The sequence below is a fragment of the Bradyrhizobium sp. SZCCHNRI3052 genome (genome assembly GCF_032484895.1).
In the GTDB taxonomy this organism is placed as follows: Bacteria; Pseudomonadota; Alphaproteobacteria; order Rhizobiales; family Xanthobacteraceae; genus Bradyrhizobium.
On sequence record NZ_JAUETW010000003.1, the window covers coordinates 482787 to 497547 of the forward strand.

Annotated in this window: 11 protein-coding genes; 3 read left to right on the forward strand and 8 right to left on the reverse strand. The window is 65.8% G+C overall.

The annotated features are described in order from the left end of the window. Nucleotides 1-182: 182 nt before the first annotated feature. From QW887_RS12620 to QW887_RS12650, 7 genes are all read right to left on the reverse strand, one after another. Nucleotides 183-971, reverse strand: coding sequence for a hypothetical protein (locus QW887_RS12620; RefSeq protein ID WP_316194584.1), 789 nt, complete (start codon nucleotides 969-971; stop codon nucleotides 183-185). Beyond that, nucleotides 968-1882 carry a DMT family transporter gene (locus QW887_RS12625; protein WP_316175522.1) on the reverse strand — a complete coding sequence of 305 codons (915 nt, stop codon included), beginning with the start codon at nucleotides 1880-1882 and terminating at the stop codon, nucleotides 968-970. The genes QW887_RS12620 and QW887_RS12625 overlap by 4 nt, the downstream gene beginning before the upstream one ends. Nucleotides 1883-2189: 307 nt before the next feature. Then, nucleotides 2190-3362, reverse strand: coding sequence for a M20 aminoacylase family protein (locus tag QW887_RS12630; protein ID WP_315714803.1), 1173 nt, complete (start codon nucleotides 3360-3362; stop codon nucleotides 2190-2192). Between the two features lie 194 nt (nucleotides 3363-3556). Further along, nucleotides 3557-3769 (reverse strand): MJ0042-type zinc finger domain-containing protein, encoded by a 213-nt coding sequence (locus QW887_RS12635; RefSeq protein WP_315749332.1) that lies wholly within the window; start codon nucleotides 3767-3769, stop codon nucleotides 3557-3559. 83 nt (nucleotides 3770-3852) lie between these two features. Then, nucleotides 3853-5598 (reverse strand): CHAD domain-containing protein, encoded by a 1746-nt coding sequence (locus QW887_RS12640; protein ID WP_316194585.1) that lies wholly within the window; start codon nucleotides 5596-5598, stop codon nucleotides 3853-3855. A 241-nt stretch (nucleotides 5599-5839) separates the two neighbouring features. Continuing rightward, nucleotides 5840-6793, reverse strand: a complete 954-nt coding sequence (locus QW887_RS12645) for an exopolysaccharide biosynthesis protein (protein ID WP_410051845.1) — start codon at nucleotides 6791-6793, stop codon at nucleotides 5840-5842. A 28-nt stretch (nucleotides 6794-6821) separates the two neighbouring features. Continuing rightward, entirely contained in the window at nucleotides 6822-7799 is a 978-nt protein-coding gene (locus tag QW887_RS12650) for a TerC family protein (RefSeq protein ID WP_316194586.1), read from the reverse strand. A gap of 577 nt (nucleotides 7800-8376) precedes the next feature. Between QW887_RS12650 and QW887_RS12655 the strand changes: the two genes are divergently transcribed. Both QW887_RS12655 and ftsH read left to right on the forward strand, forming a co-directional pair. After that, nucleotides 8377-9330 (forward strand): lipid kinase, encoded by a 954-nt coding sequence (locus QW887_RS12655; RefSeq protein ID WP_316175529.1) that lies wholly within the window; start codon nucleotides 8377-8379, stop codon nucleotides 9328-9330. Nucleotides 9331-9396: 66 nt separating this feature from the next. After that, the gene (ftsH, locus tag QW887_RS12660; protein ID WP_315714798.1) at nucleotides 9397-11244 is read left to right on the forward strand and encodes an ATP-dependent zinc metalloprotease FtsH; all 1848 of its coding nucleotides are present in this window, start codon (nucleotides 9397-9399) and stop codon (nucleotides 11242-11244) included. 149 nt (nucleotides 11245-11393) lie between these two features. On the opposite strand, the gene QW887_RS12665 is transcribed toward ftsH, so the two are convergent. Then, a complete protein-coding gene (locus QW887_RS12665; RefSeq protein WP_316194587.1) occupies nucleotides 11394-11936 on the reverse strand; it encodes a cytochrome b in 543 nt (180 codons plus the stop codon). Between the two features lie 337 nt (nucleotides 11937-12273). Here QW887_RS12665 and QW887_RS12670 point away from each other — a divergent pair, with 337 nt between their 5' ends. Next, the gene (locus tag QW887_RS12670) at nucleotides 12274-14712 is read left to right on the forward strand and encodes a DUF2235 domain-containing protein (protein ID WP_316194588.1); all 2439 of its coding nucleotides are present in this window, start codon (nucleotides 12274-12276) and stop codon (nucleotides 14710-14712) included. Nucleotides 14713-14761 lie beyond the last annotated feature (49 nt).

A 14761-nucleotide genomic window follows, 5' to 3' on the forward strand; every position in this document is an offset into this window, starting at 1 on the left:
TCTCTCCGCCGTCATTCCGGGGCGCGTCGCGCAGCGGCGCGAGCCCGGAATCCATAGCCACAGGATGCTGTGCGACGCGAGCTGGCCGGTATGCTCGTCTTCGCCACATGCACAGTCGTGGTTATGGATTCCGGGCTCGTCGCTGCGCGCCGCCCCGGAATGACGGCGAGAGAAACGGGCTGCTAATGACGTGGCGGTTTGCGGTGCTGTTTTGGCAGCTTCAATTGCCAGCGGCCGTTGCTGCGTTCGACAGAGGCCGGGAATGGCTTCATCTCGGTGCCGACCTTGAAGGTGGCGATGAGCTTGACGCGGTCGTCGCCGTCCCAGCCGTCGAACTCGTAGAAGGTGTAGTCGTCGTCAGGGGTGAGATAGGACCAGCCCCCCAGCTTGAGGTCGAACGGCGCGGCAACGATCTCCATCCCGTTGCCGCAGCCGGAGGGACCTTCGCTGGAGCAGACAGAAAACAGCCAGCGGCGGCTTGGCGAGGCGTGCGGCGGCGAATGGATCTTGGTCTCGATGCCGCGATTGAGCCAGAGCAGCATCCATTGCACGCCTTCCCAATAGCCGATCTCGATCAGCAGGAGTTCGTGCTCCGGAAAGTAGCCGACGAGCTTGTACTCGACCGAGTCGTCCTCATGTCCGGGTAGGTCATCCGGAAGTCGGGTCACGTAGCTTCTGGTGGAACCATCCTTGAATGTGATTTCCAGCGACTTGCCGTTGCGCCTGACGACATCGTTCAACTGAGCGAGGCAGGCCTGCTCGTCGCGGTCGAGGTCGGCCTTGCCGGTGTCTCCTTTGCAGCGGCCGTCTTGTGAAGGATGCTCCGATATCGCGTAGGGGATGTCGGCCGAGGCCGCGGCCGGACCAATCGTGGTTGCCAGCGCGACAAGAAGCAAAACGAAGATGCATTGCATTTTATTGATCCAGCGTTGCCGCTTTGGGTTCAAAGCAGCGCTGGTGCGTGCGGTCAACCTTGGATCGGATCGCCTGTCGCCCCCTTGCGCGCGGGCAGCGTCATCGCGATCACACCAATGAGGACACAGGCGAGGCCGATCCAGGCGGTCGGCGCGAGGTGCTCGCCGAGCCCGGCCGCGGCGATCGCAACGCCGATCGGCACCCGCAGATAGGATTGCGCGGTGGCGCCGATCGAGCCGAGCGTCTGCACCAGGCGGAAATAGATCACCATCGCGGCCGCAGTCGAGACGGTCGCGAGCGCGGCCAGCGCCAGCACCGAGCGCAGTGACGGTGCCAGCGTCCACGGATGGTCGACGACCAGCGCAAGCGGGATCAGCACCGCGGCGCCGGACAGCAGCGATCCCGCGGCCGGCAACATCGGATCGAGTCCCTTGAAGCTCTTTCCCATGATCGCCGCACCGGCATAGCAGATGGTGGCGGCGACGATCGCAATCTGCGCCCACAGCTCGCGGCCAAGCCCGCCCAGCGCCTCGGTGCCGACGATGAGGCAGGTGCCGGCGAGTCCGGCGGCGACGCCGACCAGCTTGCGCAGGGTGACAGGCTCGTGGTGCGTCACCAGCGCGGTCAGCAGGAAGGTGAAGATCGGCGAGGTCGCGTTGAGGATCGTCGCAAGACCCGCCTCGACGGTGCGCTCGGCCCAGGCGATCAGCGTGAATGGCACGACGCTGTTGAGACCGGCCTGGATCACGAAGCGACGCCAAATCGTCCGGTCACGCGGCCAAGCGAGGCCGCGGCTGCGGATGATCGCGGCCAGCAGCAGCCCCGCAATCAGCGTGCGCGCGGCGATCAGGGTCAGCGGCGGAATGGTTTCGACGCCGATCTTGATGAAGGTGTATGAGGCGCCCCACAAGGTGGACAGAACGAGCAGGAGGGCGAATTCTGTCGTGAGATCGGAGCGGCTCTGCATGGTGCCTCGCGGGCGGGAGAATGGCTTCTCCTAGCCGGGCGGCGGCGCGTGATGTTTCGATACGGGGCGAACTGTTCGTGGAAGGAAGCCGAAGCCATTCCGATCGGTGCATAGCGTCCCTGGATCGCTTCGCTGGCGCTCGCGATGACGGAGCCTGTGGGGCCGGCGATGTCAGCCACACCCGTCATTGCGAGCGGAGCGCGGAGCGAAGCAATCCAGACTGGCGATCCGATGAAGATCCTGGATTGCTTCGTCGCCTACGGCTCCTCGCAATGACGCTCGTTGCGAGCTTGCGCGGTCGCTCCGATCAGTTCGCCGGCATGCTCTTCTCGACCAGCTTCACCCAGTACGATGCGCCGGCGCTGAGGATGTTGTCGTTGAAGCGGTAGGCCGGGTGGTGGCACTCGTTGCCGGGGCCCATGCCGAGGAACACGAAGGCGCCCGGACGCGCCTCCAGCATGAACGCGAAATCCTCGCCGCCCATCAGCGGAATGGCGCGGTCGTTGACACGCTCAGCGCCGGCGACGTCGCGGGCGACGTCGGCGGCGAAAGCCGCCTGCGCAGGGTGATTCATCGTCACCGGATATTTGCGCTCGTAGATCGCCTCGGCCGAGCCGCCATAGGCGCGCGCGGTGGCCTCGGCGACCTCGACGATGCGCCTCTCGACGAGATCGCGGATCTCCGGATCGAGCGTGCGCACGGTGCCCAGCATCTCGACCGTCTCGGGGATCACGTTGAAGGTGGTGCCGCCATGGATCGAGCACACCGAGATCACCGCCGACTTCAACGGATCGACGTTGCGGGCGACGATCGACTGCAGCGCGTTGACGATCTGCGAGGCGATCAGGATGCTGTCGACCGCCCGGTGCGGGCCGGCGCCGCCATGGCCGCCCTTGCCGGTGACCTTGATGTGGATCGCATCAGCCGAGGCCAGCATCGCGCCGGGCGAGATTTCGAAATGGCCTTCGGGCACGCCCGGCATGTTGTGCATGCCGTAGACCTCCTGGATGCCCCAGCGCGTCATCAGCCCGTCATCGACCATCGCCTTGCCGCCGGCGCCGCCTTCCTCGGCCGGCTGGAAGATGACGATGGCGGTGCCGTCGAAATTGCGGGTCTCGGCGAGATATTTCGCAGCGCCCAGCAGCATCGCGGTGTGGCCGTCATGGCCGCAGGCATGCATCAGGCCGGGTGTCTTCGAGGCGTAGGGCACGCCTGAGGTTTCCTCGATCGGGAGCGCATCCATGTCGGCGCGCAGCCCGATGGTCCTGCCGGAGGCGGACTTGCGGCCGCGGATCACGCCGACGACGCCGGTGCGGCCGATGCCCGTCACCACCTCGTCGCAGCCAAATGCGCGCAGCTTGTCGGCGACGATGCCGGCGGTGCGATGCACCTCGTACAGCAGCTCGGGATGTTCGTGGAAGTCGTGGCGCCAGGCGGCCATTTCGTCGGAGAGCGCGGCGATGCTGTTGAGGATGGGCATGAGGACCGGATGACTCGCTGAAGTGGATCGGGACGCTGCAGTGGATGCGGCCAAGCCAGCCGGCAGCACCGCGCGGTGACCGACTATGACCCGGTCAAAAAAGCCAGGCAAGTTGCCGCCGGCCATGGCGCCATGCGCGGATGCGCGGTCACCTCGACGGACCACGCCGGGCGTTCCGGATTGCGGAACGGGAGTCAGGTGAGCGGGGCGGGGGCCGGCACGCGGGGATATTTGCGCTCGGGTGGTACCTCCAGGCGGAAGGCCCGCAGCTTCGGCTCGTCCCACGCCGCCAATGGCGTGCCGCAGACGCCGCAGTCGAACCGCCCGGCAGCGCCAATGGCGGAGGTCGATTCCGCGATCTCGTAGGCGGCACGGCAATGGGGACACGTCACGCTGGATATCTTCATGAGATCACGCTCCCAAACAGCTCGACCAGACGCCTTGAACCAGATCAATGCGGTCCATGAACCGACGTCACCGCGTCCGGTCGTCACGCCTCCTCGGCCTGCCATGGCGTCGGCGCCTTGGTGAAGGCGCGCCACGCCTCGCGCAACGGCTCCTCCACGCCGGCCATGGCATGCGACTGCCAGCCGGTGATCGCGGCGGCCGCGATCGCCGCCTCGGTGGAGGTGGTGCCGAGGGTCTCGATCACGCCGGCGGTGACCGCCATGTCGTTGTAGTGGCCAAGCTGTTCCTGGAAGCCGGCGAGCGTCCTGGCATATTTCTTCGCCGATTTGCTCGCGCCGTAGAGCGGCAGCAGGAAGTCGATGCTGTAGCGCAGCTTCTTCAGCGCGAGACGCAGCCGGTGGCGCCGCTCGGCCGACAGCTTCTTGAAGCGGCGGCCGCGCTTGAGCACCTTCTGGTGGCGCTCCGACAGGACAGGCCCGGCAAAATCGATCGCGGGCGCCGCGAGGCGTCGGAGATCGTCGGGGGAGACGTCGTTGCGCCAGCCGCGGGTCTCGATCCATTCGCCGAGGCCGAGCACGAAAGCGGCGCAGCGGCGCTCGGCAAGCGCGATGCGCAGCGTGCGATAGGCGAGATCGCGCCGCCGCTCGGCGAGCGCCCGGAGCGAGTCGAAGCCTGCAACAGTGGGGCAGGCCTCGGCGATCTCGGGCAGCGTATCGGTCAGGAACACGTCGAGGTCGCGCGCCGCCGAGAGGCTCTGTGCCAGCCAGCGCGCATCCGCCTCGAGACCGTCGAGCGTCGCCGAGGTCCCGAGCGGCCGCATCAGGTGCAACGCGGCGCGCAGGCGGCGCAGCGCCACCCGCAACTGATGCACGCCTTCCGTATCGCGTCCGTCCTCTGCCGCAGGCATGGCCTGCAGCAGATGATGCAGGCTGCCGCGCAGGACGAGGGCGAAGCTCTCGTCGAGAGACACCGCCGGATCGAGACGCAGCTTGGGCGGCTTTTCGGCCCCCGGCGCTGCTCCGGCTGCGAGGTCGAAACCGCGCGCGGATTTGCTGCGGATCGAAGGTCTGATCGGTCCGTGATCGGCGATGCGCTGTGCGATCTCGTAGATGGCGGCGGGGTTGCCGCTCTTGAGCTCCAGCTCGATCTCGCTCACGATCTCACGGTGCTCGCCGGCCTTGATGACACCGCTGTCGAACGCGATCTCGATCGTCGCGCCGGGCACGTCGAGCATGCGCGCGTGACGATGCACGTCGGCCGTGAACACCGCCTCGAGCGTTGCCTCGGCCAGCGCGGAGCGAAGCTCCTCCGGCAGCAGCGCGGCCGCCAGCACCGGATCTGGCGCCAGCGAGCTGACGCTGGCCTCCCACTCTCCGCGCTTGAGCGGGTCGTCGCTGTGCTGCTCTTTCACGGTCTGCACGAAGCGCGAGCCGCTCTGGCGCACCCGCAAGGTGAAGCCGTTCTTCCACAGCGTGCGCTTCGGCGTGTCGTAGTAGACCGATGTCAGATGCTTGCGCGAGCCCTTGTTGCGCGCATGCGCGGTGACGACCGGTGCGTTGTTGAAGCCGGCGAGTTGATCGGGCGCGACGAGGAGTTTCAGCTCGATCTCGTGGCCGCTGCCGGCCGCCGGATCCGGCAAGGACGGCGCCGCGACCTCCACGCCAAGCGCTGCGGCATCCTCCTGCGTGGCCGCGTGATCGGCTAGGTGCTGCGCAGTCAAGCGATCGGCGGCGCCACCGGGATCGCAGCTCGCCGACTCACCACTCTCCCGCACGCCGACCGCATGGCCACTGCCGTGGATCGACGCCGGTGCGTTCGAATCGGGCATGTGTCGATTCTGTAACCGTTTAATGACAGTCATCTCTCGTATAGCTGCAGCCGGCACAAAGGGACAGTGGCATTTCTCGCAGGCCGTCGACGATGCGCGACGCGCCAGAGCTTACCGGTCGCATTTTTTGTTGCTGCTTCAATGACAAGTGCTCGCGCTTCCGGCCGGCAGGTGCTCACGAAGATATGTCCGTCGCAGCCGCAATGCACTGTCGTGCGGCCGCGCCGCCACAGGCGGAACTTCAGATCGAGCCGGTGAGCATGAAACGCGTGGCGATGAAGACGGCGGCTGCGGTGGTCGCAATGCTCGCGGCGGCCACGAGGCCGCGGCCGCGACGCGCCAGCGCGCGGGAGCGCTCGCGCGGATCCTGCGCCGGATCGAAGGATGCGCGCCGGCTGCGCCGGTGGCGTACCGCCTGCACCCAGAAGGCAAGCGCAGCGATGCCGGTTACCACTGCAAATACGGTCGTCACGCCTGCGGCAAAGCCGAGATCGACACCGACGCTTTCCAACATCGCCCGCAGATGCACAGCTAAGCGGGCCAGGAGAGTTGCGGCATAGTCGGCTGCTGCGGCGCCGGTGTAGAGCAGAACGGCAGTCCAGACCACCGCAGCCATCGCAATCAGGATCGACACGAGCACGGCGAGGCCGTCGCCTGCCATGAAGCCGATCGAGGCGGCGATCAGCGCCAGCGCCGGCATCACGTTGCCCATCGGGATCGGCAGGATGATGGTGACCGCCATCAGAAGCAGCGGCAGCGCGAGCAGCATCCGCGCCGGCCGGCCGGTCAGCCAGACCAGCCGGTCCTCGCGCAGGCCGCGTTCGGCATAGCCCGCCCAGTCGAGACCGGCGCGGATGATCTTGCGCAGCAGCCGCTGCGGCACCGGCCGGCGGCGCAACTGTTCGGGCAGCCATAGCCGCTCGGCGCCGAACAGGATCTGCAGCGCGACCAGCGCGACAAAGGTGCCGAACACCATGCCGAATGGGCCCGGCAACGGGATCAGCGCCGGCAGGGTCAGCAGCAGCAGGGTCAGGCCAAGACCTTCCGATTCCAGCCGGTCGAACAACTCGCCGATCGACGGCTCCTCGGACCGCACCGTCCGGGCGATCGCGAGCAGCCGGCGGCTGATCGGCCCGTTGTGACGGCGCGGCGCCGAGGAGTCCTCGTCGTCGGATGTGACATCATTCATTGTCACGCAGCAACCTCATGTCCTCTGATCGGCCTCACTTCATCTGCTCGACCGCAGGCCGCGTCTTCCATAGCGAGTACGCGATACCTGCGCCGAGCAGACTGAAGGTGATGCCGAGCGAAATCGCGGGCGGAAACTTCTCCAGCCCGAGCAGGTCGGCCAGGAAGATCTTCGAGCCGATGAAGATCAGCACCGCCGCCAGCGTCAGCTTGAGATACTGGAAGCGATCGACCATCGCGGCCAACGCAAAATAAAGCGCGCGCAGGCCGAGGATCGCGAAGATGTTCGAGGTGTAGACCACGAACGGGTCGGTCGAGATCGCGAAGATCGCCGGCACCGAGTCGACGGCGAAGATGACGTCGGCGAACTCGATCAGGATCAGCGCCAGGAACAGCGGCGTCATGAACCAGGTCGGCTTGCCGCGCGCATCAGGCTGGCGCACGAAGAAGCGCTCTTCGTGCAGGCGGTCGGTGACGTCGAAGCGGCGGCGCACCCAGGCCAGCGCCGGGTTGGCGCCGATGTCGTGCGGCGTGTCCTTGAACACCAGCATCTTGATGCCGGTCGCGACCAGGAACAGCGCGAACAGATAGAGCACCCAGCTCGCCTGGGCGACGATCGCTGCGCCGAGGCCGATCATGATCGCGCGCAGCACGATGACGCCGACGATGCCCCAGAACAGCACGCGGTGCTGATAGGCGCGCGGGATCGAGAAGTAGCTGAAGATCATGGCGATGACGAAGACGTTGTCCATCGCCAGCGCCTTCTCGATCGTGAACGCGGTGAGATAGGCGGTGCCGGCCTCGGCGCCGATTTGCCACCATACCCAGGCGCCGAAGGCGAGGGCGAGCATGATGTAGATGCCGCTCATGACGAGGCTCTCGCGTACCGAGATCTCGCGCGTCTTGCGATGGAGGATGCCGAGATCGAAGACGAGGAGGGCGAGCACGATTGCGAGGAAGGCGAGCCACATCCAGACGGGCTTGCCGGCAAACGCGATGAGCAGGAATTCCACGACGGGTCCCTCTTTCAAGCCGGTGAGATTGATGTCAGGTCCGACATCGTGAGCGCACCGGCAGCTTCACCAGAGGGGCCCGGACCAGGGGTAGGCGACGGACGTATGTGGCTGCCGATTGGTTTTCAAGAGCCTGCGGTTTTCAAGAGCCCGCCGTTCGCATCTGCGTTCAGCAAGATGAACGGCGAGGTGCGACAGAGTGTCTGCTGCCCGGCGGCCGTCTTGCGGCCGTGCGGCGGTGAACTAATTCCAGAGGGCCGGAGATCCGGGCCCCTCTGATAGTCCGTGAGACTATGATGTCGGACTCTCTTTCATGACCGCTGCCGCTGGCGGTATTGCGCACTTCGGGCGCTATTGAGGAGTTTGACGAGATGCGGCCCCACGCGTCGCTTGTTGCTATCGGGCCTTGCGGCTCTCGCCCCCACATCACCATCCCAACAATCGTTACCCCGCTCAAACCTCCCGGCATCGCTTGGAGGGGCGGCGGTGATCGTGATGGAACCGGAGCGCCTGCTCGCCACTTTGTATGGAACCTGCGTGCTGGAGCGCGCTGGCATTTTGTGTACGGGAGACAATCGTGACCACGGGGGGTGACCAGGTATCGATCGCGAAGGCGCCGCCGTCGCGCCCGGCCGTGGCAACGCGCCGCCTCTTGATGATCATCAATCGCGGCAGCCGCTCCGGCGGCGAAGCGGCCGGCGTTGCCGTGTCGCGGCTGAGCGCAGCCGGCTATGATCTCGTGATCTCGGCGCCGCATAGTCCGCGCGAGGTGGCGCCGTGGATCGAAGCACATGCCGACGATGCGGAGGCGGTCGTCGTCGCCGGGGGGGACGGCAGCCTGAACGCGGCTGCGCCCGCACTGCTCAAGACCGGCCTGCCGCTGGGCATCATTCCGGCCGGCACCGCCAATGACCTTGCCCGCACGCTTGGCCTGCCGCCGGATATGGAGGCCGCGGTCGATGTGATTGCGGCCGGCCATCGCCGCCGGATCGATCTCGGCGAGGTCAACGGGCACCCGTTCTTCAACGTCGCCAGCCTCGGCTTGAGCGCCGAGCTCGCGCGGCAGCTGACCAAGGAAACCAAGCGGAGGTTCGGCCGGCTCGGCTATGCGCTCACGGCGCTGAAGGTGCTGACCAATGCACGGCCGTTCCGCGCGATGATCGTATCGTCCGACGGCGCGGTGCGGGTGAAGACACTGCAGATCGCGGTCGGCAATGGCCGCTACTACGGCGGCGGCATGGCGGTCGATCACCGCGCCGAGATCGACGATTCCCATCTCGATCTGTATTCGCTGGAGATCGGCCGCATCTGGAAGCTGCTGGCGATGGCCTATGACTTCCGCAAAGGCCGCCACGGCCTGTGGCAGGAGGTGCGGGCCTCGCGTGATACATCGTTCGAGATCCGCACGCGCCGTCCGCGCCGGATCAATGCCGATGGCGAGCTCGTCACCTTCACGCCGGCGCGCTTCTCCGTGCTGCCGCGTGCGGTCACGGTGTTCGTGCCCGAGGTCGCAGCGCAGGACCGCACCTGACGCGCGGCCGCTTGATCCGCCGTTCGCGGACACTCGATTTCGACTGATCACCCGATTGAGAGACCCATGACCAAGCAGACCCGCTTCAATCTCTGGTACGCAATCGTCGCGATCTTCGTCGCGATGATGATCCACAATGCGTGGACGAGCTATCGCCAGGTCGCCGTCATTCCCTACAGTCAATTCCAGGACCTGCTCGCAGCCGGCAAGGTGAAGGAGGTCGGCGTCTCCGAGAACTACCTGGAAGGCACGCTGAAGGAGCCGCTGCCCAGCGGCCAGTCGCGCTTCGCGACGACGCGCGTCGACCAGGAGTTCGCCAAGGAGCTCAGCAAGGCCAACGTCACCTTCACCGGCCGCGTCGAGAGCAACATCCTCGGCGACATCCTCTCGCTGGTGATGCCGATCGCGCTGTTCTTCGGCGTCTGGTACTGGCTGTCGCGCCGGATGATGGGCGGCGCCGGCGGGCTCGGCGGCGGCCTGATGCAGATCGGCAAGAGCAAGGCCAAGGTCTACGTCGAATCCAACACGGGCGTTCGCTTCGACGACGTTGCCGGTGTCGACGAGGCCAAGGACGAACTGCGCGAGATCGTCTCGTTCCTGAAGGATCCGAAATCCTATGGCCGTCTCGGCGGCCGCATGCCCAAGGGCGTGCTGCTGGTCGGCCCGCCCGGCACCGGCAAGACGCTGCTCGCCAAGGCGGTCGCGGGCGAGGCCGGCGTGCCATTCTTCTCGATCTCGGGCTCGGAATTCGTCGAGATGTTCGTCGGCGTCGGTGCCGCGCGCGTGCGCGACCTGTTCGAGCAGGCCCGCGCCAAGGCGCCCGCGATCATCTTCATCGACGAGCTCGATGCGCTCGGCCGCGCCCGCGGCATGGGCCCGTTCGCCGGCGGCCATGACGAGAAGGAGCAGACTCTGAACCAGTTGCTGGTCGAGCTCGATGGCTTCGATTCCTCGACCGGCCTCGTGCTGCTGGCAGCGACCAACCGGCCGGAGATTCTCGATCCGGCGCTGCTGCGGGCCGGCCGCTTCGACCGCCAGGTGCTGGTCGACCGGCCCGACAAGCCGGGTCGCATCCAGATCCTGCAGGTGCATCTGAAGAAGGCCAAGCTCGCCGCCGACGTCGATCCGGAGAAGGTCGCGGCGCTGACGCCCGGCTTCACCGGCGCCGATCTCGCCAACCTCGTCAACGAGGCGACCTTGCTGGCGACGCGGCGCGGCGGCGACGAGGTCACGCTCGATGATTTCAACAATGCGATCGAGCGCATCGTCGCCGGATTGGAGAAGCGCAACCGGCTGCTCAATCCGAAGGAGCGCGAGATCGTCGCCTATCACGAGATGGGGCATGCGATCGTCGCGATGAGCCTGCCGGGCACCGATCCCGTGCACAAGGTGTCGATCATCCCGCGCGGCGTCGGCGCGCTCGGCTACACCATCCAGCGCCCGACGGAAGATCGCTTCCTGATGACGCGCGAGGAGCTCGAGAACAAGATGGCGGTGCTGCTCGGCGGCCGCGCCGCGGAGCTCGTGGTCTACGGCCATCTGTCGACGGGCGCCGCCGACGATCTGCGCCGCGTCACCGACATCGCGCGCTCGATGGTGACCCGCTACGGCATGTCGGAGCAGTTGGGCTCGGTCGCCTATGAGCGCGACAACCAGTCGTTTCTTGCGCCGGGCGTCTCACGCAGCGCCGAGTATGGCGAGGCCGCAGGGGATGCGATCGACGCCGAGGTGCGTGCGATCGTGACGAACGCGCTGGAGCGCACCCGCAAGCTGCTCCAGGACAAGCGCGACGTGCTGGAGCGCGCGGCGCGCCGCCTGCTGGTCAAGGAGACGCTCGACGAGAGCGAGCTCGCCGCCCTGCTGAAGCAGGACCAGCGCGCCGGCGATCTCGTTGTGGCAGCGAAGCCGATATAGTTGTCGAGTCGGGGAGCAAAGGCGCGGCCGTGCGGTCTCCAGGGATTGTGTAGCGCCGTGCCCATCGTCTTGGCAATGAGCTCGCCGCACGACGATGGGCACGCTGCCGGCTGACGGCGGCTGCTTTGCCCACCCTACGGCGGCCACGCTCACCGCCGCGGCCACATCCGGGCCAGCGCCTCGTCCTTCTTGACAAACGCGTGCCAGAGCGTGGCCGCAATGTGCAGGCCGACCACGAGATAGACCAGATAGGCCAGCGTATCATGCGTGATCTCGCCGGCATGGGCGATCGTCCTGTCGCCGGCGAACAGGCGCGGCCAGCTGAAGGTCCCGAAATAACGCAGCGAATAGCCGCCGGCCGACGAGAACATGTAGCCGGTGACGGGCATGATCAGCAGCAGCGCATAGAGCGCCCAATGATTGAGCTGCGACAGCGCGCGGACCATCGGTCCGAACGTGGCCGGAGCGGCCGGCGCCGTGGTGCGAGCCCGCACGATCACGCGGAGAATGGCCAGCATAAACAGCGTGACGCCGAGCGATTTGTGAACCTCCAGCAGCTCCCGCCGCGGCGACGTCCCGGCCGGCTGAAGGCCGCAATACAGCCCGATCAGCATCGCTGCGATGAACAGCAGGGCGGTCGCCCAATGAATCCATCGCAGCAGGGGATCGTAGCTCGCGATCGTCTCGGGCATGTCGGGCTCGTCAGTGGTGAATTCCGGCGACCTGCTTAGTCGCGGATCTGACCTCTGTCGAAGGATCAGAGGTCGACGACGAGATGTCGGACAACCGCACAAAGGCATCTGCTGATCATTTTTGAGTGATTCCATGCGTGCCGCTCTGTCAGTCGCGCCTCGATAAGCCGTCCCCCGTTCGATGACCGCATTGGATCAAGCGACGATGTTGCCTTGCGGATGACGGGCGGTGCTGAGAACTGAGCGGGTGGTCCTGCGGGCTCGCGCAGGGATTGTGCCTTGATTTTCCTGCAATTGCGGACCAATCTCCCTGCCGGCATTCTGGTCGGGGGGCCTCGTGTCCAATCCTGTTGCAAAGAACATCGTGCTGTTGTCGGACGGGACCGGCAACAGCGCCAAGGCCGTGTTCAAGACCAATGTCTGGCGCCTGTTCCAGCTGCTGGACCTGCGCGATCCGCGCCGGCAAGTCGCCTTTTATGACGATGGCGTCGGAACGTCCTCCTTCAAGCTGTTCGCAGCCCTCGGCGGCATCTTCGGCTTCGGCCTGAAGCGGAATGTGATTGCGATCTACAGCTTCTGCTGTCGCAACTACAAGCCGGGCGACCGCATCTACTGCTTCGGGTTCAGCCGCGGTGCCTTCACCATCCGTATCGTGGCGGCAATGATCGCGGGGCAGGGGCTCGTCGCCTACGACGACAATGAAGCCGATCTCGCCCGGTTCGCCGCAGACGCCTATCGCCGCTATCGGCGTCGCTACAATAGCGGAATTCTCAGATATCTCGGCAAGATCGGCCTGGACCTGCGCGGAGTGCGCCACTGGGGAATCAGAACGCTGCGCAGAGTGCAGGGCGTGGCGCTGCAGGCTCCGCCAGCAGTCGAGGTCGAGAGCGTGCATTTCGTCGGCATTTGGGACACCGTTGACGCCTACGGCGGGCCGATCGAGGAGATGACGCGCGCCATTGACTATTGGATCTGGCCGCTGTCGATGCCGGACCAGTTCATGAATTCCAAGATCCATCGCGCTTGCCACGCCCTCGCGATCGAAGAGGAGCGTGACGCCTTCCGCCCGGTGATCTGGGATGAGCGCTATGTGTGGGGACGGGACGAGGCTGTTTCAGGCCGCAGTGACAAGAAGGACTGGCTGTTCGGCATCGACCACGATCCGCGCAGCGCGGCTGCGAAACTGGCCGAGCCGCCGCCGCATCTGCGCACCGATCTGCCGCCACGTGACCGCGAGCGCATCAGCCAGGTGTGGTTTACCGGCGTGCATTCCGACATCGGCGGCGGCTATCCGCAGGATGGCCTTTCCTATGTGACGCTCGATTGGATGCTCGACCGCGCCCAGGCCTATGGTCTCGTCTATCTCGACGGGCGGCGCAGGCTGCTCTACGATCCCGAGATCGATCCGCTCGACACGCTGAACGACTCGCGCAAGGGGCTTGCGGCCTACTACCGCTACAAGCCGCGCAATCTGCGCGAGATCTATGACGCGCCGCCCTACAAGCTATCGCTCCGGTACGATGTCAGTCGCATCAAGTGGCTGCTTCATTCGCCGTTCAAGGCCCAGACCGGGCTTCTTGCTGACGATCTGCATCCGAGCCTGCCGCAGCCACCTCTGCCGCCGGTGAAGCCGACGATCCACCGCACCGTGTTCGAACGCATTGGGTCGGGTCCCAATCACTATGCACCGGTGGTCGTACCCGCCGCTTACCGCGTCACGGATGAGACCGATACGCCGGTCGATGCGCTGCATCCGCTCGATCACGGGCACGCGCGGACGCGGGTGCAGGACGATGTCTGGAATTGGGTCTGGCTGCGCCGCGTGGTCTATTTCGCCACCATGTTCGCGCTGCTGTTCGTCGCGGCGATCCCATATTTCGTCATCTATTGGCCGCGCGTGCTTTATGAGCCCTTGCATGGGCTGGTAAATCCGCTGGTCAACGGAGCGGCAGCCTTCTTGCCCAAATTTCTCGACCCATGGTTCGTCGCGTTTCGGGATTCGCCGGGTTTGCTGGTGGTTGGTGTGGCCGCTGCGCTCGGCTTGACGGCGTGGGGCACCTCACTGCAGCGAACGATCCGCGACGCCGCACGCATCGCCTGGAACGATCCATCCCGGCACAAGCCGGTGACCGGCTGGCGCGCGACGGTTTATTCGCTGCGACGCCAGGGCTGGTATGTTGCCGGTTTCTATCTGCTGAAAACGTGGATCTTCCCGTTCGCCATCATGTTCTGGCTGTTCTGGTGGCTGGGGTTCGGCGCGGCCAATACGGCCGGGCTGTTCTGCAAGGAGACGCTGAGGCCGATCGAGGTCGAGGAGACAGAGATCGGCGCATACCCTGGTGGAAGCATCCGGCCAGTATTCGAGACGCGTCACCATTGCTATCCGACAGCGCTGACCGTGGCGCAGGGCGAGACCTATCAGATCGTGCTCGACGTCGGGGAGGCATGGAGCGACGGCGGCATCCCTGCGACTCCGGCCGGCTTCGGTTACGGCACCTGGACCCAATTGCCTGGGATACCCTTCAAGCGGCTGATCTGGTCGAACTGGTTCGCACCGATCGTGCGGGTGGGCAGCACCGGGCTGGAGGAGCATCTCCCGGCTTTCCAGCAGGAAACGCCCGGCAGCAGCCGCTGGACAGCCAGGTTCACGGCCCGCAGCGATGGGGAGGTGTTCGTCTACGTCAACGACACGTCCATCATGCTTCCTTGGCTGCTGTTGTATCGATTCTACTTCAACAACAAGGGCAACGCGGTCGTCTCGTTGAAGAAGCTGTAGCTGCAAGCGCTGCCAGGTCTGGCACTTGTCGAGCGTGACGTCGTCACGC

What these genes read in the sequence shown, in the direction of transcription:
- QW887_RS12635 (WP_315749332.1), bottom strand. Translation starts at nt 3,769, where the DNA reads ATGAAGATATCCAGCGTGACGTGTCCCCATTGCCGTGCCGCCTACGAG.
- ftsH (WP_315714798.1), top strand. Translation starts at nt 9,397, where the DNA reads ATGACCAAGCAGACCCGCTTCAATCTCTGGTACGCAATCGTCGCGATC.
- QW887_RS12640 (WP_316194585.1), bottom strand. Translation starts at nt 5,598, where the DNA reads ATGCCCGATTCGAACGCACCGGCGTCGATCCACGGCAGTGGCCATGCG.
- QW887_RS12625 (WP_316175522.1), bottom strand. Translation starts at nt 1,882, where the DNA reads ATGCAGAGCCGCTCCGATCTCACGACAGAATTCGCCCTCCTGCTCGTT.
- QW887_RS12665 (WP_316194587.1), bottom strand. Translation starts at nt 11,936, where the DNA reads ATGCCCGAGACGATCGCGAGCTACGATCCCCTGCTGCGATGGATTCAT.
- QW887_RS12630 (WP_315714803.1), bottom strand. Translation starts at nt 3,362, where the DNA reads ATGCCCATCCTCAACAGCATCGCCGCGCTCTCCGACGAAATGGCCGCC.